At 73.0% G+C, this 17,754-nt stretch carries 18 protein-coding genes; 4 read left to right on the forward strand and 14 right to left on the reverse strand.

Annotated elements, in window-relative coordinates; all coding sequences use genetic code 11:
- Nucleotides 1-127 precede the first annotated feature (127 nt).
- The 6 genes from ACZ43H_RS17210 to ACZ43H_RS17235 form a co-directional block, all read right to left on the reverse strand.
- Nucleotides 128-1,810: a bifunctional uroporphyrinogen-III C-methyltransferase/uroporphyrinogen-III synthase gene (locus ACZ43H_RS17210; protein ID WP_464584903.1), complete on the reverse strand. Its 1,683-nt coding sequence runs from the start codon at nucleotides 1,808-1,810 to the stop codon at nucleotides 128-130.
- On the reverse strand, nucleotides 1,807-2,757 hold the full coding sequence (hemC, locus tag ACZ43H_RS17215) for a hydroxymethylbilane synthase (protein ID WP_464584904.1): 951 nt from the start codon (nucleotides 2,755-2,757) through the stop codon (nucleotides 1,807-1,809). The genes ACZ43H_RS17210 and hemC overlap by 4 nt, the downstream gene beginning before the upstream one ends.
- A complete protein-coding gene (locus ACZ43H_RS17220) occupies nucleotides 2,754-4,046 on the reverse strand; it encodes a glutamyl-tRNA reductase (protein ID WP_464584906.1) in 1,293 nt (430 codons plus the stop codon). The genes hemC and ACZ43H_RS17220 overlap by 4 nt, the downstream gene beginning before the upstream one ends.
- A complete protein-coding gene (locus ACZ43H_RS17225; protein WP_464584907.1) occupies nucleotides 4,043-4,711 on the reverse strand; it encodes a redox-sensing transcriptional repressor Rex in 669 nt (222 codons plus the stop codon). The genes ACZ43H_RS17220 and ACZ43H_RS17225 overlap by 4 nt, the downstream gene beginning before the upstream one ends.
- A gap of 218 nt (nucleotides 4,712-4,929) precedes the next feature.
- Nucleotides 4,930-5,181 carry a glutaredoxin family protein gene (locus ACZ43H_RS17230; protein WP_464590858.1) on the reverse strand — a complete coding sequence of 84 codons (252 nt, stop codon included), beginning with the start codon at nucleotides 5,179-5,181 and terminating at the stop codon, nucleotides 4,930-4,932.
- Between the two features lie 5 nt (nucleotides 5,182-5,186).
- A complete protein-coding gene (locus ACZ43H_RS17235) occupies nucleotides 5,187-6,800 on the reverse strand; it encodes a class I adenylate-forming enzyme family protein (RefSeq protein WP_464584909.1) in 1,614 nt (537 codons plus the stop codon).
- 66 nt (nucleotides 6,801-6,866) lie between these two features.
- Between ACZ43H_RS17235 and ACZ43H_RS17240 the strand changes: the two genes are divergently transcribed.
- The 3 genes from ACZ43H_RS17240 (at nucleotide 6,867) to ACZ43H_RS17250 (ending at nucleotide 9,942) form a co-directional block, all read left to right on the forward strand.
- Entirely contained in the window at nucleotides 6,867-7,754 is an 888-nt protein-coding gene (locus tag ACZ43H_RS17240) for an HAD family hydrolase (RefSeq protein ID WP_464584911.1), read from the forward strand.
- A gap of 144 nt (nucleotides 7,755-7,898) precedes the next feature.
- Complete coding sequence (locus ACZ43H_RS17245) at nucleotides 7,899-8,663, forward strand: sigma-70 family RNA polymerase sigma factor (RefSeq protein WP_464584913.1); 765 nt, start codon at nucleotides 7,899-7,901, stop codon at nucleotides 8,661-8,663.
- A 133-nt stretch (nucleotides 8,664-8,796) separates the two neighbouring features.
- Complete coding sequence (locus ACZ43H_RS17250; protein WP_464584915.1) at nucleotides 8,797-9,942, forward strand: DUF5667 domain-containing protein; 1,146 nt, start codon at nucleotides 8,797-8,799, stop codon at nucleotides 9,940-9,942.
- A gap of 39 nt (nucleotides 9,943-9,981) precedes the next feature.
- Here ACZ43H_RS17250 and ACZ43H_RS17255 read toward each other — a convergent pair whose 3' ends face one another.
- From ACZ43H_RS17255 to ACZ43H_RS17275, 5 genes are all read right to left on the reverse strand, one after another.
- Entirely contained in the window at nucleotides 9,982-11,112 is a 1,131-nt protein-coding gene (locus tag ACZ43H_RS17255) for a lysophospholipid acyltransferase family protein (protein ID WP_464584917.1), read from the reverse strand.
- Complete coding sequence (locus ACZ43H_RS17260) at nucleotides 11,105-12,148, reverse strand: NAD-dependent epimerase/dehydratase family protein (protein WP_464584919.1); 1,044 nt, start codon at nucleotides 12,146-12,148, stop codon at nucleotides 11,105-11,107. The genes ACZ43H_RS17255 and ACZ43H_RS17260 overlap by 8 nt, the downstream gene beginning before the upstream one ends.
- Before the next feature lie 12 nt (nucleotides 12,149-12,160).
- Entirely contained in the window at nucleotides 12,161-12,262 is a 102-nt protein-coding gene (locus tag ACZ43H_RS17265; RefSeq protein ID WP_008356322.1) for a 30S ribosomal protein bS22, read from the reverse strand.
- 138 nt (nucleotides 12,263-12,400) lie between these two features.
- Nucleotides 12,401-12,607 (reverse strand): helix-turn-helix domain-containing protein, encoded by a 207-nt coding sequence (locus ACZ43H_RS17270; RefSeq protein WP_344153105.1) that lies wholly within the window; start codon nucleotides 12,605-12,607, stop codon nucleotides 12,401-12,403.
- A 185-nt stretch (nucleotides 12,608-12,792) separates the two neighbouring features.
- Nucleotides 12,793-13,980: an acetoin utilization protein AcuC gene (locus ACZ43H_RS17275; RefSeq protein WP_464584921.1), complete on the reverse strand. Its 1,188-nt coding sequence runs from the start codon at nucleotides 13,978-13,980 to the stop codon at nucleotides 12,793-12,795.
- Nucleotides 13,981-14,207: 227 nt separating this feature from the next.
- Between ACZ43H_RS17275 and trpS the strand changes: the two genes are divergently transcribed.
- The gene (trpS, locus tag ACZ43H_RS17280) at nucleotides 14,208-15,167 is read left to right on the forward strand and encodes a tryptophan--tRNA ligase (RefSeq protein ID WP_464584923.1); all 960 of its coding nucleotides are present in this window, start codon (nucleotides 14,208-14,210) and stop codon (nucleotides 15,165-15,167) included.
- A gap of 10 nt (nucleotides 15,168-15,177) precedes the next feature.
- On the opposite strand, the gene ACZ43H_RS17285 is transcribed toward trpS, so the two are convergent.
- Genes ACZ43H_RS17285 through proC form a run of 3 tightly spaced genes read right to left on the reverse strand, consistent with a single transcriptional unit; the run spans nucleotide 15,178 to nucleotide 17,742 of the window.
- Nucleotides 15,178-15,927 (reverse strand): alpha/beta fold hydrolase, encoded by a 750-nt coding sequence (locus ACZ43H_RS17285; RefSeq protein ID WP_464584925.1) that lies wholly within the window; start codon nucleotides 15,925-15,927, stop codon nucleotides 15,178-15,180.
- A gap of 41 nt (nucleotides 15,928-15,968) precedes the next feature.
- Nucleotides 15,969-16,883: a haloalkane dehalogenase gene (locus ACZ43H_RS17290; protein WP_464584927.1), complete on the reverse strand. Its 915-nt coding sequence runs from the start codon at nucleotides 16,881-16,883 to the stop codon at nucleotides 15,969-15,971.
- Nucleotides 16,884-16,929: 46 nt separating this feature from the next.
- Entirely contained in the window at nucleotides 16,930-17,742 is an 813-nt protein-coding gene (gene proC, locus ACZ43H_RS17295) for a pyrroline-5-carboxylate reductase (RefSeq protein WP_464584929.1), read from the reverse strand.
- Nucleotides 17,743-17,754 lie beyond the last annotated feature (12 nt).

Below are 17,754 nucleotides of genomic sequence, written 5' to 3' on the forward strand. Positions count from 1 at the left end.
TGCCGTGGTGGCGGTTGCCGTGGTGGCGGTTGCCTCTCGGCTCACCGAGGTTTCGAGGCTCAGGCCCTCAGCGGGCCTTCGCACCTCAACCTCCTCGCCTTCGCTCAGAGCCGGCTGCGCCGGCTCTTCACTCGGCTCGGACCTTCCGGCGGGCGGAGGGCTTGCGCTCGGACGGCCTGGTGACCGGCTGGCCGGCCTCCAGCAGCGAGATCCGGCGGGTGGCGCCGAAGTCGGCGAGCGCGTCGACGAGCTCCTCGACGTCGGGCTTGGGCGAGAGCACGTCGACTCGCAGGCCGTGCTCCTCGGCGGTCTTCGCCGTGGCGGGGCCGATCACCGCGATGACCGTCGACGGGTGCGGCTTGCCGGCGATGCCGACGAGGTTCCGCACGGTCGAGGACGAGGTGAAGACGACCGCGTCGAACTTGCCGGTCTTGATCGCGTCGCGGGTCGGCGCCGGCGGCGGCGTCGCCCGCACCGTGCGGTACGCCGTGACGTCGTCGCACTCCCAGCCCAGGTCGATCAGGCCCGCCACGAGGTTCTCGGTGGCGATGTCGGCGCGGGGCAGGAAGACGCGGTTGATCGGGTCGAGGACCTCGTCGTACTCCGGCCAGTCGGCCAGCAGCCCGGCCGCCGACTGCTCCCCGGAAGGGACCAGGTCGGCGCGCAGGCCCCAGGCCGCGATGGCCTGGGCGGTCTTGTCGCCGACCGCGGCGATCTTCAGGCCGGAGAAAGCGCGGGCGTCGAGGCCGTACTCCTCGAACTTCTCCCGGACCGCCTTGACGGCGTTGACCGAGGTGAACGCGATCCACTCGTAGCGACCCTCGACCAGGCCACGGATCGCCTTGTCCATCTGCAGCGGGTTGCGCGGCGGCTCCACGGAGATCGTCGGCACCTCCTCGGGGACCGCGCCGTAGCCACGCAGGCGCTCGGAGAGGGCGCCGGCCTGCTCCTTGGTGCGCGGCACCAGGACCCGCCAGCCGAACAGCGGCTTGGTCTCGAACCAGGACAGGGTCCCGCGCAGGTCGACGACCTCACCGATGACGGTGATCGCCGGCGGCGCCATGCGTGCGGCGCGGGCGTCCGCGGCGATGTGCTCGAGGGTGGAGGTCACGGTCGCCTGCTCGGTGGTCGTGCCGACCCGGGTCATCGCGACCGGGGTCTTGGGCGAGCGGCCCGCCTCGAGGAGCGCCTTGCTGATGTCGCCGATCATGCCGACCGCCGAGAGCAGCACGAGCGTGCGGTTGTCGGCGTACTGCGACCAGTCGACCTTCTCGCCGCAGGTGACCACCGCGACCTCGCGGTTGTCCTTGGTCGTCAGCGGGATGCCGGCGTACGCCGGGACCGCGCTCACCGACGACACGCCGGGGACGATCTCGAAGCCGAGGCCGGCCTTGACGCAGGCCTGCGCCTCCTCGGGGCCGGACGCGTAGAGGAACGGGTCACCGGTCATCAGCCGGACGACCCGGGCGCCCTTCTTGGCGTGCTTGACGACGACCTTGGCGCGGGCGGCGTGGGTCAGCGGCTGCCCGTCCTCGCCGAAGCCGCCGTCGACGATGACCGGCCCGGCGACCTCGGTGACGTCGCCGTCCTCGGTCGCGGCCGGCTCCGGCAGCCCCAGCAGGGTGCGCACCAGGGCCTCGTGCTCGGGCACCTCGGTCACGACGACCTCGGCCCGCCGGAGCAGGTCGACGGCGCGGACCGTGAGCAGACCCGGGTCACCGGGGCCGCTGCCCACGAACGACACCCAGCCCCGGCTCGGAGCCTGCGTCGTGGCGGTGCCAGTGGTCGGGGTGGACTTGCCTCGCGTCATGCGTTCTGCCTCTTGTCTGGTGGTTCTGCCAACCGTGCTGCACCGTCGGCGAGCATCTCGCTCGCCAGCCGGCTGCCCACGCCAACGGCGTCGGCCGGGGACCCGGTCGCGGACATCCGCACCGAGAGCGCCCCATCCGGGGACAGGGCGACCGCCCTGACCCAGATCTCGTTCCCGTCCTCACCTTCCGCGACCTCGGCCAGTGCACCGATCGGAGCCGTGCACCCGCCCTCGAGCGTGGCGAGCACGGCCCGTTCGGCGGTGACCGCCGCGCGGGCGTGGTCGTCGTCCAACGTGACCAGCTCGGCCAGCAGCTGGGCGTCGTCCGACCGGCACTCCACCCCCAGCGCACCCTGGCCGGGGGCCGGGAGCATCTGGAGCGGGTCGAGCACCTCGGTCGCCTCGTCGAGACGACCGATCCGCGCCAGACCGGCACGAGCGAGCACGACGGCGTCGTACTCCCCCGTGCGCACCTTGCCGATCCGGGTGTCCACGTTGCCGCGAATCTCCGAGATCTCCAAACCGAGACCGAGCGCACGCAGCTGGGCGGCCCGGCGCGGCGACCCGGTCCCGACGCGGCTGCCGACGGGCAGCTCGCCGAGGGTGAGGCCGTCGCGGGCGACCACGACGTCCCGCGGGTCCTCGCGGCCGGGCACCGCGGCCAGCGCGATGCCCTCCTGCGGGTACGTCGGAAGGTCCTTGAGGGAGTGCACCGCCACGTCGACCTCGCCACGCAGCAGCGCGTCACGCAGCGCACCGACGAAGACGCCGGTGCCGCCGACGACCGCCAGCGGGGTGCCGTCGGCCTGGGACCGGTCACCCTCGGTGGTGACCTCGACCATCTCGACCTCGCGGCCGAGCCGGGTGCGGATCATCTCGGCGACCGTGCCCGCCTGGGTGGTCGCGAGGAGCGAGCGCCGGGTGCCGACGCGGACGGGACTCGTCATGCCAGTCCCTCCGGTCGCGTGACGGCGTCGACCGCGTCGGGGTCGAGGGCGAACAGCTCGGCGAGGGCCGCCGCGTAGGACACCGCCCCGGTCTCGTTCGCGAGCTCCTTGACCCGGACGGTGGGCTGGTGCAGCAGCTTGTCGGCCACCCGGCGCACGGTCTGCAGCACCTCCGCGCGGGCGGCGTCGTCGAGGTCGGGGAGGCGGCCGACCAGCCGCTCCATCTCCGACTCGACGACCGAGGTCGCCATCGAGCGCAGCGCCACGACCGTCGGGGTGACGCTGGCCTGGCGGCGGGCGGACAGGAAGGCCGCGACCTCCTGGGTCACGATCCGGCGCACCTCGAGGACCTCGCGGCCGGCCTCGGACTCGTGCAGCTCCGCGGCGAGCTCGGCCAGGTTGACCAGGGTGACGCCGGGCAGCGTGGCCACCTCGGGGTCGACGTCGTGGGGCAGGGCGAGGTCGATCACGGCGATCGGGCGGGCGTCGGGCCGCGCGGCCTCGACCATCTCCCGGGTCACCAGCAGGCCGGTCGCGCCGGCGCAGGCGATGACCACGTCGGCGACCGCCAGCTCGGCGGCCAGGTCGGTCAGCGGCGCCGGGCGGGCGTCGTACTCGGCGGCGAGCCGGGCGGCCCGGTCGGCGCTGCGGTTGGCCACCGTGATGTCGTCGGCGCCGAGCCGGGCCACGGTCGCCGTGGCCAGGCCGGCCATCGCCCCGGCACCCACGACCAGGACCCGCTTGCCGGCGAGGTCGCCCGTCGTCGCGCCGGCACGGCTGAGCGCGGCGCTGACCAGCGTGGGGGCGGCGCTGTCGATGTCGGTCTCGGCACGCGAGCGCTTGCCGACGCGCAGCGCCTGCTGGAAGAGCGTGTTGAGCGCGGGACCGACGGTGCCGAGCTCCTGGCCGACCCGCAGCGCCTCGCGCGTCTGCCCGAGGATCTGGCCCTCGCCGACGGCCATCGAGTCCAGGCCGGCAGCCACCTGGAACAGGTGGGAGACGGCGCCGTCGTCGTAGTGGACGTACAGGTGCGGGAGCATCGCCTCGGTGGCGGCCCCGGCCCGGTCGACGAGCAGCCGGGACACCTCCTCGACGCTGCCGTGGAACCGGTCTACCTCGGTGTAGATCTCGAGCCGGTTGCAGGTGGCGATCACGGTCGCCTCGATGACGTGCTCGCACGCGGCCGCGTCCTGCAGCAGCTTGTGCAGGCCGTCGCGGTCCAGCGCGACCTTCTCCAGCAGGTGGACCGGCGCGGAGTTGTGGGAGATGCCCACGACCAGGACGCTCATGCGGTCACCTCCCCGTTGGCCTTGCGCTGCTGGTGGTAGGCGAGGATCTGCAGCTCGATGGAGAGGTCGACCTTGCGGACGTCGACCCCGGCGGGCACCGACAGCACGGTCGGCGCGAAGTTGAGGATCGAGGTGATCCCGCAGCCCACCATCCGGTCGGCGACGTCCTGCGCGGCGAGCGCCGGCGTGGCGATCACCCCGATCGCGACGCCGTGGTCGCGCACGATCTGCTCGAGGTTGTCGAAGGGACGCACCTCCACCCCGGCGACGAGCTCGTCGTGGCGGCGGGGATCGGCGTCGAGCAGCGCCACGACACGGAAGCCGCGGCTGCGGAAGCCGGAGTAGTTGGCGAGGGCGTGGCCGAGGTTTCCGATGCCCACGATGACCACGGGCCAGTCCTGGGTCACGCCGATCTCGCGGGCGATCTGGTAGCGCAGGTAGTCGACGTCGTACCCGACGCCGCGGGTGCCGTAGCTGCCGAGGTAGGAGAGGTCCTTGCGGAGCTTGGCGCTGTTGACGCCCGCAGCCGCGGCGAGGTCCTCACTGGAGCAGGTCGCGGTGCCCTGCTCGGACAGCGTGGTGAGGGCCCGGAGGTAGACGGGCAGTCGCGCGACGGTCGCCTCGGGGATGTCCCGGGCACTCTCGGGGGAAGTCCGTGCAGTCACTGCTCTCGTCTCCAGGCCGTGGATCGGGCCGGACGGGTCGTCCTCCCTGCCAGGGCTGTGACTGCCTGGCAGGACTCCTGCTCATCCGTGCGGCTCGTTCACTGTAGGAGTTTGTGAACGCGAGAACAAACCGAGACGGCCCGCGCCCGAGGCCCACCCGGCACGCGGGCTAGCACATGTGAGAAGTCACACGCCGTCGGGGGTGCTCCCGGGTGGGTTCACGGGCGATCCGGCGCGGTGAGAGCAGCCCTGAGACGAGCCTCGTCGACCCGCCAGAAGTCGTGCTGGCGGCCGTCGACGAAGGTCACCGGGATCTCCTCGCCGAATCGGTCGAGCAGCGCCGGGTCGTCGTCGATGGACACCTCGACGAAATCCTCCCCCAGCTCCGCGCACACCCGCGCAACCACCTCCCGGGCGGTCTCGCACAGGTGGCAGCCGGGGCGCCCGTAGAGCGTGACCCGGGCCGGCACGCCGCTCACTCCAGCAGCCCCAGGCTGCGACGCCGCTCGATCCCGCGCAACCGACCCTTCTGCACCTTGCCGGTCGCCGTCAGCGGCAGCTCCTCGACGACCTCGACCCGGCTCGGCTGCTTGAAGCGGGCGAGCCGCTGCGCACAGTGGAGGCGTACGGCGTCGGCCGTCGCGACCGGGTCGGCGCCCGGCGCCCGGACGTAGGCGACCACGGCCTCCCCCGTCGTCTCGTCTGCGACCCCGATGACGGCGGCCTCGGCGACGCCCGGGACCTCGCGGATGACGTCCTCGACCTCGACCGGGTAGACGTTGAAACCGGACACGATGACGAGGTCCTTCACCCGGTCGACCAGGAAGAGGTCCCCGGACGCGTCGAGCAGGCCGACGTCGCCGGTCGACCACCATCCCTCGGCGTCGGGGCCGCCGGCACCGTCGGGCCAGTACCCGCTGAAGAGGTTGTCGCCCGCGATCTGGATCTCGCCGGGGTCCTCCCCCTCGGCCGGCCGCCCTGCGTCGTCGACCAGCCGCAGCCCGATGCCGGGCAGCGCGGCACCGACGGACCCCGGCTGCAGACGCTCGCTGCACAGGGTGCTGGTCACCACCGGGGAGGCCTCGGTGAGCCCGTAGCCCTGGTGCACCGGGATGCCGGTGCGCTTCGCGAACCGCTCGACCAGCTCAGCGGAGAGCGGCGCGGACCCGGACAGCAGCAGCCGCACCGGGCCGAGGCGCTCCTCGAGGTGCTCGACGTCCTGCCAGTGCGCGAAGACCGGCGGCGCCACCGGGACCACGCTGCAGGCCTCGTCCTCGATCAGGTCGAGGGTCCCCTGGGGGTCGAACCGCTCGGCCAGCACGAGCTTGGCGCGGTGCCGGAGCACGCCGCCCAGGACGGCGTTGAGCCCGTAGACGTGGAACAGCGGCAGGACCCCGAGGACCACGTCGTCGCCGTGGATCATCGGGGGCTGCACCCGCGCCACCTGCTCGATGTTGGCGAGCAGCGCCCGGTGGGTGAGCATCGCGGCGCGCGGGCGGCCCGACGTGCCACTGGTGTAGAGGAGGGCGGCCAGCTTCTCGGGATCCTGCAGGGGCGGCAGCCGGCGGCGCGACCCCGAGCGCAGCTCGTCGAACGGCACCTCGCCGGGCCGCGGGTCCCCACCGACCACGACCAGTCGCGGCACGACCGCTCGCGCCACCAGCCCGGGGTCGACGTCGTCGACCTCGCCGGCGAGCGCCTGCTCCACGAGCGCGACCGCCTCGCGCACCGCACCGACGGTCTCCGGCTCGGCGACGACCATCCGGCAGCCGGAGTCGGCCAGCATCCGGGCCAGCTCGCCGGAGGTGGCCCCGGGATTCACCGGGACGGCCACGACCTGGGCGCGGAGCACCCCGAGGTACGCCGTCACGAACTCCAGCCGGTTGCCGAGCACCAGCATCACGCGGTAGCCGGCGACGATGCCCGCCTCGCCGAGGCCTCCGGCGATCCGGTCCACCTCGTCGTCCAGCGCCTCCCAGGTGAGGCTGCGGCCACCGGCCTCGACCATCGCCAGCTTGCCGGGGTTCTCGGCCGCGGCGGCGGCGACGAGGTCGGCGACGTCGTGCAGGGCCGGGGCATCCGCAGGCATGGAGGGATACTTCCACACGCCCGTGACCGGCGCCGGGGCGCTCGCTCCGGGGTCTACGCTGCGGGTGTGAACCCACCGCCCGACCGGAGCCGACGGCCGCTGAACCTCCAGCTGCGCTCGACGCTCGCGGGCGAGGCGGCCGCGTCGGCCGCGGAGGTGGAGTCCGCGCTCCTGACTCCGGCCGACCCCACGTCGGCGGCGTTCTTCGACGTGGACAACACCGTGATGCAGGGGGCGAGCATCTTCCACCTCGCCCGCGGCCTGCACCGCCGCCACTTCTTCACCACGCGCGAGATCCTGGGTGCTGCGTGGAAGCAGGCCTACTTCCGGATGGTGGGCGTCGAGGACCCCGACCACGTCGCCGATGCCCGCACCTCCGCCCTCGGCTTCATCGCCGGCCACACCGTGAGCGAGCTCGAGGAGCTGGGCGAGGAGATCTTCGACGAGGCGATGGCGCACCGGATCTGGCCGGGCACCCGGGCACTGGCCCAGCTGCACCTCGACCAGGGCCAGCGGGTCTGGCTGGTCACCGCCGCCCCCATCGAGATCGCGCAGATCATCGCCCGCAGGCTCGGGCTGACCGGCGCGATGGGCACGGTCGCCGAGCACGTCGACGGCGTCTACACCGGTCGTCTGGTCGGCGACCTCCTGCACGGCCCCGCCAAGGGTGAGGCCGTCAAGGCGCTCGCCGCCCGGGAGAACCTCGACCTGGCGGCCTGCTCGGCGTACTCCGACTCCTACAACGACCTGCCGATGCTGAGCCTGGTCGGCGACCCCTGCGCCATCAACCCCGACGCGCGGCTGCGCGCCCACGCCCGCGAGATGGGCTGGAGGGTGCGCGACTACCGGACCGGGCGGAAGGCCGCCCGGGCCGGCCTGCTGATCGGGGCCGTGGCCGGTGCGGCCAGCGGCACGGTGGCGGCGGGGGTGGCGCTCCGCGGGCGCCGGCACTGAGCCCCACACCGGACCCGGAGGGACCCGTTCTCTTTACCGAAGTGGCCTGGCCCACGTTTTGGTGTTCAACTGTTCACAGAGCGGGTGAGGCCGACCTACCATGGCCGGGGCTTGGGGGAAAGCTGACCGGGAGGGTCTCTCACGATGTCTTGGGATGGGCTGGATCGAGCGTCGGGCCTCGATGCCCTGCGCGCGGCCGTCGCCCGCGCCCTGCTCGGCGCGGACCTCGCGCTGGCCGGCGGCACCCAGGTGCTCCTCTCCGAGGCCCTCACCGACGGCGAGGTCGGCGCCCCGACCGGAGGCCCGGGTGGCTTCGGCGACGAGGAGCTGGCGGCCTCCTCGGAGGAGTCGGAGACCGAGCGGACCCGCCTGATCGCCCTGGTGGAGCTGGCGCGCGGCGGCGACGCCGACGCCTTCGGCCTCCTCTACGACCACTACCAGCCGGCCGTGCACCGCTTCCTCTTCTACCGGACCCGTTCCACGACGCTGGCCGAGGACCTGACGTCCGAGACGTTCTTCCGGGCGCTGCGGAGCATGACGAGCTTCCGGTGGCAGGGCAAGGACTTCGGCGCCTGGCTGATGACGATCGCCCGCAACCTCGCCACCGACCACTTCAAGGCCGGTCGGACCCGCCTCGAGCTCACCACCGAGGACATGGGCCTCCACGACGACGCGACCGAGGGGCCCGAGGAGACGGTGCTCGCCGGGCTCACCAACGAGATCCTGCTCGAGGCCCTCCAGCAGCTGCCGGACGAGCAGCGCGACTGCCTGGTCATGCGCTTCCTGCAGGGCATGAGCATCGCCGAGACCGCCGCCGTCCTCGACCGCAGCGACGGCGCGGTCAAGCAGCTCCAGCTGCGCGGGGTCCGCAACCTCGCGAAGCTGATGCCCGAGGGGATCCGGGAGTGATGAACGCCACGCCGGCACCCGTTGCCCTCCGGTCCGAGCCGGCCGTAACCTCCCGCCCCCGCGCCTCGTTGTTGGCGGTGTCGAGCCTCCACTTCCGGAGCCCGACGGCCGACGTGATGACAGGACAGAAGCGATGACACCCGTGTTCGCGGCGCGACGGCGCGCCGAGGAGTTCGCGGCCCGGGTCGAGGGATCCCCGACCACCGGTGCCGACGACGCACGGTACGCCCCCCTGCTCGAGCTGGTGACCGCCATGCGCGCGACGCCGGCCCCCGAGCCCCGCCCCGAGTTCGTCAGCGCGCTGCGCGAGAGGCTGATGGCCGAAGCCCCGGCCGCGCTCGCGCCGACGGACACCTCGCGCCTGGCCCTCCCGCCGCGACAGCCGAAGCGCGAACGCCGCGTCGCCGCCGCCATCGGCGGACTCGCCCTCGTGGGCGCCACCACCTCGATGGCGATGGCCGCCCAGAGCGCGCTGCCGGGCGACACGCTCTACCCGATCAAGCGTGCGATCGAGGACGTCCACACCGGCATCAGCGTGGGCGAGGGCCAGAAGGGCTCGACCATGCTCGCCAACGCCGGCGACCGCCTCGACGAGGCGACCGAGCTGAGCCGCGGCGGCGACCTCGGCGACGACCTCGTCATCGCGGACACCCTCAACGACTTCACCGACCAGGCCGCCGAGGCCTCCGACCTGCTGCTGGCCGACTACTCCCAGAACGGCAACCAGGCGTCGGTGGACGAGCTGCGCGACTTCACCGCCAGCAGCCTGGACCAGCTCACCGAGCTCGAGTCGCTCGTCCCGGTCCAGGCCCGCGACGAGCTGATGCACGCCGCGCAGGTGCTCATCGCGATCGACACGGCAGCCCAGCAGGCCTGCCCGACCTGCGGGGGCGGCGGCATCACCCAGATCCCGCCGGTCTTCGCCGCCTCGTCGTCCCAGCTCCCCACCTCGGCCCACCAGGACCCGGCACACCCCGGCCGGCACCGCCACCAGGAAGGTCGCGACGGCTCTCCCCAGCTGCCGTCGGTGGGTGCCGACGGCCTCCCGCCCGGCAGCGTCTCCGTGCCCGGCACGGGCGGCGGGTCGACCGGGCCGAGCCCCACGGACCCGACCAAGGACCCGATCACCACGCTGACCGACGGGCTCACCGGCGGCGGCTCGCAGCCGACCACCGACCCGACGCTGCCCGACGTCGGCGACACGGTCGACGACGTCACCGACGGCGTGGGCGACCTGCTCGACACGACCGACGACACGCTCGGCAACACCCTGCCCTGACCTCGGGCCGAGCCCCGTCGGCAGACGGTCGGCAGACGGTCAGCGGAAGACCGACTGCCGCTTCATCAGCAGCGTGTAGAGCGTCTGCTGGATCGTCTCGCGCACCTGGTCGGTCACGTTGAACACCAGCATCGGGTCGTCGGCGGCGCCGGCGTCGTACTCGTCGGTGCGGATGGGCTCCCCGAACTCCAGCAGCCACTTCGACGGCAGCGGCACGAGCCCCAGCGGGCCGAGCATCGGGAACAGCGGCGTGATCGGGATGTAGGGCACGCCCAGCAGCCGGGCCAGCGAGGGGATGTTCCCGACCAGCGGGTAGATCTCCTCGGCACCCACCACCGCCAGCGGCACGATCGGCACGCCGGTGCGCAGGGCTGCGGAGACGAAGCCGCCCCGGCCGAACCGCTGCAGCTTGTAGCGCTCGGAGTACGGCTTGCCGATGCCCTTGAACCCCTCGGGCCAGACGCCCACGAGCTCACCGCCGCGCAGCATGCGTTCGGCGTCCTCGTTGCAGGCCAGGGTCGCCCCGCCCTTGCGGGCCATCGTGCTGACGAACGGGAGCTTGAAGACCAGGTCCGCGCCGAGCGGGCGCAGGAAGCGACCGGTGTGGTCGTGGATCGAGACCATGGTCATCAGCCCGTCGACCGGGACCGTGCCGGAGTGATTGGAGACGACCAGCGCGCCGCCGTCGGCGGGGATGTTCTCCGCGCCGCGGACCTCGATGCGGAACCACTTCTCGGCGATCGGCCGGAGCGCCGCCATGAAGAACCGCTGGGCGATCTCCTGGTCGAAGCCGTACTCGTCGACCACGTAGTCGCCGGTGACCCGGCGGCGCAGGAAGGCCAGGAAGCGGGCGAGCTGCGGCTCCCACTGCTCGCCGAACACCTCACGGGCGGCGTGCTGGAAGGCCGCCAGCCAGTCGGAGGTGGGGATGCCGGCCAGCGGTGCCCGCTCCTCGGTGGTGACCGGTCCGCGTCCGGCGTCCGGTGACGCGTCCGTCTCGAGGGTGTCGTCGACGGTGTCCTCGGGCTCGGGGGCCGGCGCTCGCGCGGGCTTGCGGGTCGTGGGGCGCGGGCCGGGGGCGAGGTTGCGGGCGGCCGAGGACGGCTGCGTGCCGGTCCCGCGTCCCGGACGACCACGCGTCCCGATCGGGATGATCTCGGCGTCACCCACGGCCGGCTCCGATCGGCTCGTCGACGGGAGGCAGGGCGCGGGCCAGGCCGGCCAGCGCCCTCTCGGACAGGCCACCGGTCGGTGGCAGCGCGGAGGCGAAGTCCGCGAACGCCTCGGCGGTGGTGAACGCCGGCTCGAAGCCCAGCACCTCGCGCATCGCGCGGGTGTCCACGCCCCGGCCGTAGGTCAGGAAGGCGATCTGCTCCGGCGAGAAGTCGGCCAGCCGGGCGGACCGGAGCGCGGAGCCGACGCCGCCGACCGCGAAGGCGGGCATGGGCACCGCCGGTCGCTGCAGCCGGCGGATCGCCTGGGAGAGCATCAGGACGCCGTCGCCGGCCACATTGAAGGTGCCCGGGATCTCGTGGGCGACCGCGTGGCCGAGCACGGCGAGCAGGTCCTGCTCGTGCAGGAACTGCAGCCGGGGGTCGTGGCCGAGCACGGTCGGGATCACCGGCAACCGGAAGTACGACGTCAGGGGGCTCGACACGTGGGGCCCGAGCACGTTGGCCGCACGCAGCAGGGTGACCCGGACGTCGGGGCGGCGGCGCGCGAAGCCGCGCACGTAGCCCTCGATCTCCGCGACGTCCTTGGCGTAGCCCGAGCGGGGCGCCCGACGCGGCTCCATGTCCTCGGTGAACATGGCCGGGTCGCGGCTGCTCGCGCCGTACATCGTCGTCGTCGACTTCACCACGAGGTGCTGGAGGCCGGGCGCCTTCTGGCAGGCCGCCAGGAGCTGCATCGTCCCGATGACGTTGAGCTCTTTCATCGTGTTCCGGCCCCCGGCGCTGCCGGGGGTCGAGATCACGCTCATGTGGACGACGGTGTCGACGTCCTCCTTGGCGATGACCTTGGCGATGACAGGGTTGCGGATGTCGGCCCGCACGAACGAGACGTCACCGACGTCGCCGCGCGGCGGGACCACGTCCACACCGATGACACGCTCGACGGCAGGGTCGGTCGCGACGGCTCGTGCGAACCGCCTGCCGAGGTCGCGCGAGACCCCGGTGACCAGGACTACTCTGCCGACCCTGCCCATCGCACGGGGGGCTTACTTGCCGAGCTTGCGGCGCTGGACGCGCGTCTTCTTCAGCAGCTTGCGGTGCTTCTTCTTGGCCATGCGCTTGCGCCGCTTCTTGATGACAGAACCCACGGGACACCTTTCAAGGACTGTTCGTCACCCCGGGAGAACACCCGGAGGACCCGGACAGCCTATAGGCCCGTCCGGAACAGGCAGAATCCGGCGGCCCGAGTCCACCATGTGGGTCTGGTCCGATCGACGACGAAGCGGTCAGCCGGCGCTGTAGAAGCTCTTGCGGAGGTACTCGTTGGCGTCCTCCTCGCGGACGCGGAACGAGCGGCCCACGCGGACGGCGGGCAGGTCGCCGTTGTGGACCAGGCGGTAGACGGTCATCTTGGAGACGCGCATCATCGCGGCAACCTCGGCAACGGTCAGGAACTTCGCTTCGGAGATGTCCCCGGACGAGTTGGTAGCCATCGTGCACCGACTTTCTTTGCGACCCGCCACCGGCTTCCCCACCGGTGAATGCACGCGTCGCGCACGGTGAGAATAGAGCCTGATGTGACTCGTGGGGAAGGGGTTGCCTAAAGCAACTTGCGATGCTCCGGCGTGTCCCCTTGCTTCCCCCACCGATTCTTTACTTGAGTCTCACTGTTGCACGTTCAGGGCAGCGGATCGAGCCCATGCCAGGGGAAGATCTCCATCCGGGTCGCGTGGATGGCGCGGTCCAGCCAGGTCTCGGGGTCGTACCCCTCCGACCAGTCCCGGTAGGCGATGGTCCGACCGTCGGTCATGCGATACGGCGGCGTCCGCCCCAGGCCGTCCCGGACGTAGGCCCGCCAGCCGTCCGGGGTGTCCGTCGCGGGGTCCAGCGGACGCCCGGCCACGACCGCCAGCAGGTGGGTCCAGGCGCGCGGGACGACCTCGACCAGGGCGTAGCCGCCACCCCCGGTCACGACCCACCGACCGCCGGTCACCTCGTGCGCGAGGTCGTGCAGCGCCAGGTAGGCCGCGCGCTGACCGTCGACGGTCAGCATCAGGTGCGCCAGCGGGTCCTCGATGTGCGAGTCGCACCCGTGCTGGGTGACCAGCACGTCCGGGGCGAACTCCCGCACCAGCGGCGGGACGACCGCATGGAACGCCCGCAACCAGCCGGCGTCACCGGTCCCCGGAGGCAGGGCCACGTTGACGGCGCTCCCCCGCGCCTGCTCACCACCCACGTCGCTCGGGAACCCGGTGCCCGGGAACAGCATCTGGCCGGTCTCGTGCAGGCTGATCGTCAGCACCCGCGGGTCGTCCCAGAAGATCCGCTCCACGCCGTCGCCGTGGTGGACGTCGATGTCGACGTACGCGACCCGCTCCGCGCCCTGGTCGAGGAGGTGCTGGATGCCGACCGCGACGTCGTTGTAGATGCAGAAGCCGCTGGCCCGGTCGCGCATGGCGTGGTGCAGCCCCCCGGTGATGCTGACCGAGTGCAGGCTCTCACCGGTCCAGACCTGTCGGCACGCCTCGACGGTCGCGCCGACGATGTGGGCCGCGGCGTGGTGCATGTCGCGGAAGGCCGGGTTGTCCTCGGTGCCGAGCCCGAACTCCTCGTCGAGCACCCCCGGGACGGTGCCGGCCCGGGTCACCGCCTCGATCAGGCGCGGGTCGTGGACCGTGGCGATCCGGGCCTCGTCGGCCATCGGCGCGGGCACCAGCCGCAGGCCGTGGTCGAGGACGCCGAGCTCCTCGGCGAGCCGCATCGTCAGGTCGACCCGGATCGGGGACATCGGGTGGGCGGGCCCGAAGTCGTACTCGGTGAGCGACTTGTCGAACACGACCGTCGCGGGGCCGGAGCACTCGGGCATGGGGGGCACGCTACCCGCCAGGGGGGCGCCCACGAGGGTCGCGCCACACGGTGGGCCCGTGCCAGACTGGGGTCGTGCTGACGAACCGGACGTCCCAGTGGTGGCCCGCCTGACGGCGGACCCCGTTCGAAGCACGCACTTCACCGGCCGCCCTCGAGGCGGCCGTTCCCATCTCCAGGTCCGTGCGGACCGTGGTCGCCCCGGGGCCTCACCCCAGGAGAACGACCATGACCACCACCCCCACCCGCCGCCTCTCGCTGCTGACCCCGTCCGGCAGGCTGACCCTCGGCAACCTGCTCGGCGCGCTGCGGCCGATGGCCCAGGACCAGGACGACGCCTACTACGGCCTCTCGGACCTGCACGCGATGACCACCACCCACGACCCGGGGCGACTCCGGTCACTGACCCTCGAGATGGCGACACTGCTGCTCGCCGCGGGGCTGGACCGGGCGACGCTGTTCCGGCAGAGCCAGGTGCCGGCCCACGCCTCCCTCGCCTACCTGCTGGAGTGCACGGCGTACACCGGCGAGCTGAACCGGATGATCCAGTTCAAGGAGAAGAGCGCCGCCTCCAGCCGGGTGTCGCTCTACACCTACCCGGTGCTGATGGCCGCCGACATCCTGCTCTACCGGCCGGCCGTGGTCCCGGTGGGTGACGACCAGCGCCAGCACGTGGAGCTGACCCGCGACCTCGCGGCGCGCTTCAACCGGACCTACGGGGAGGTGTTCAGGGTCCCGGAGATCGCCACGCCGGCGGTCGGCGCCCGCGTCATGGACCTGGCCGACCCCACGCGGAAGATGAGCAAGTCGGCCGATGCCGCGGGGTCGATCTTCCTGCTCGACCCGCCCGACGTGGTCCGCCGCAAGGTGTCGCGTGCCGTCACCGACTCCGACACCGGCGCCTCGGCGGTGCGCGCCGACCGGGACGCCAAGCCCGGCGTGACCAACCTGCTCGAGATCCTGGCGGCCTGCGGCGGCTCGGCGGCGGGGATCACGACGTACGGCGCCCTGAAGAAGGCGGTGACAGACGCGGTGGTGGCCGAGCTCGAGCCGCTGCAGAAGAGGTACGCCGACCTCGCCGCGGACCCGGCGCACGTCACCAGGGTGTACGCCGCGGGCGCGGCGCACTGTCGCCAGGTCACGGCCCCGGTGCTCGCCGCCGCCGAGGCCGCGATCGGGCTCGGCTGAGGTCGCGACGTCAGTCGAGCAGCGCGGCCCGGACCAGGTGGGCGGTCTCGAGCGGCCGCTCCAGCGAGGGCAGGTGTGCCGCCCACGGCAGCTCGACCAGCTCAGCGTCCGGCAGCACGCGCGCCAGCTCGCGCGCTGTCTCGACGAAGAACGGCAGGTCGAGCGCGCCGGCGACCACGGTGACCGGCATGGTCAGCCGCGCGAGGTCGACCGGGAGCTCGGCGTTCTCGACCTCACCGGCGGCGACCTGGTGGCCGAGGATCCCGCGCTGCATCTTCCACAGCAGCTCGCGGGCGTCGTCGGGGGCGTCGGGCCCCAGGAACGTGACGACGTTCAGGTCGGTGGCGGCCTCGAGGTCGCCGGCCTCCACCAGCGCACCCTCCTCCCGCCAGAACGACCGCAACCGGTCGTCCGGCTCGGCGACCTCGGCGAGCGGGTCGAGGAGGACGAGCCGCTCCACCCGGTCCGGGGCCGCGGAGGCCACCTGGAGCGCCACCCAGCCGCCGTACGACGCCGCCACCACCGTGCAGCGCTGGACGCCGAGCTCGTCGAGCAGGGCGAGGACGTCCCCGGCGTCGGAGTAGGAGGCACCGGCCTCGAGCGGGGTGTGGCCGTAGCCGCGCAGGTCGCAGCGGACCACCGAGTGGCCGGGCACCAGCTCGTCGACCTGGGTGTCCCACATGCGCAGGTCGGCGACCCCCGCGTGCAGCAGGAGGACGGTGGGGCCGGACCCCTCGACCCGGTGATGGAGACTCGTCATGAGGCGATCCTCCCAGCCGCTTCGAGCGGCGTGCACGTCGATTACCGGCGGCTCGTCCCCATGAAGTCGGCGACCACGCGGCCGAGCTCCTCGCCTGCGTCCTCCTGGAGGAAGTGGCCGGCGCCCGCGATCACCGGGTGGTCGAGGCCGCGCGTGCCGGGCACGAGCTTGCGCAGGACCGGCGCCATCGCGCCGGTGATCGGGTCGCCGTCGCTGAACGCCGTGAGGAACGGCCGGTCCCACCGGGTCAGCACCTCCCAGGCAGCCCGGTTGGCCTCGGTCGCCGGGTCGTCGGGCCGGGTGGGCACCAGCGTCGGCATCACCCGCGGACCGACCTTGGACGCCTCGTCGGGGAACGGCGCGTCGTACGCCGCCCGGGTCACGTCGTCGAGGCCGCGCGCGCAGCCGGCGGCGACCAGGCGGCCGATGTCGAGGACCGCGGCCTTCTCGACGGCGTTGCGGAACATCCACCAGACCTCGGGCATGTCGAAGTCACCCGTGGGGAGGCCGGTGTTGGCGGCGACGACGCCGGCGAACCGGTCCGGGTGCTCGGCGACCAGGCGCAGCCCGATCAGGCCGCCCCAGTCCTGCCCGACCAGGGTCACGTCGCGCAGGTCGAGCTGGTCGAACACGAGGGCGCGGACCCACGCGACGTGCCGGGCGAACGTGTGGTCCTCGGCGCGGGTCGGCTTGTCGGAGCGGCCGAACCCGACCAGGTCGGGCGCGACCGCGCGGATCCCGGCTCCCGCGAGGACGGCCATCACGTGGCGGTAGAGGAAGGACCAGGTCGGCTCGCCGTGCAGCAGCAGCGCCACCGGACCGTCGGCGGGGCCGGCCTCGACGTACGCCATCCGCAGGGTGCCGCCGTCGCCGTCGGGTACCTCGGCGTACCGCGGCTCCCACGCGAACCCGGGCAGGTCGGCGAAACGGTCCTCGGGCGTCCGGAACGTCTCCATGGCCGCCAGTCTGGCACCGGCGACCGGAGAGCGCGTGCGACCGGGCTCAGGACCCCTCGGCGAGGGCCCGCGAGCGGTCGCGGGCGGCCTCCATGGCGGCGAGGAACGCCGCCCGGACCTTGTGGATCTCCAGCTCGCGCAGCGCCGCGGCGGTGGTGCCGGCGGGCGAGGTGACCTGCTCCCGGAGCACCACGGGGTGGGTGCCGGTCTCACGGAGCATCTTCGCCGACCCCACCACGGTCTGGACGACCAGATCGGTGGCGGTCGCGCGGGGCAGGCCGAGGTGGACGCCCGCCTCGATCATCGACTCGACCACGAAGAAGATGTAGGCCGGCCCGGAGCCGGAGATCGCCGTGACCGCGTCCTGCTGCCGCTCGGGGATCCGCAGCACCCGCCCGACCGAGGCCATCAGCGCCTCGGCCTCCGCGAGGTGGCTGTCGTCGCAGTGGGATCCGGGCGAGATGGCCGCCATGCCCTCGTCGACCAGCGCCGGGGTGTTGGGCATGACCCGGACCACCGCGACGCCCTCGGGCACCCGGGCCTCGATGAAGCCGGTCGTGATGCCGGCCGCGAGGGAGACCACGAGCTGGCCGGGGCGCAGCTCGCCGGAGATCTCGGCGAGCAGGTCACCCATGTCCTGGGGCTTGACGACCAGGGCGAGGGTGTCGGCCTTGCGGGCGGCCTCGACGTTGGAGACGACGGCGACGCCGTACCGCTCCTCGAGCTCCTGTGCCCGCTCGGCGCGCTTCTCGCCCACCAGCAGGTTGTCGACACGCCGGCCGGCACGGACCAGCCCCGACAGCAGGGTCTCCCCCATCACGCCGGCGCCGAGGATCGCGGTCTGCGCCTGCTGCGTCATCTTCGGCTCCTC

The sequence above is a fragment of the Nocardioides sp. DN36 genome (assembly GCF_055380375.1).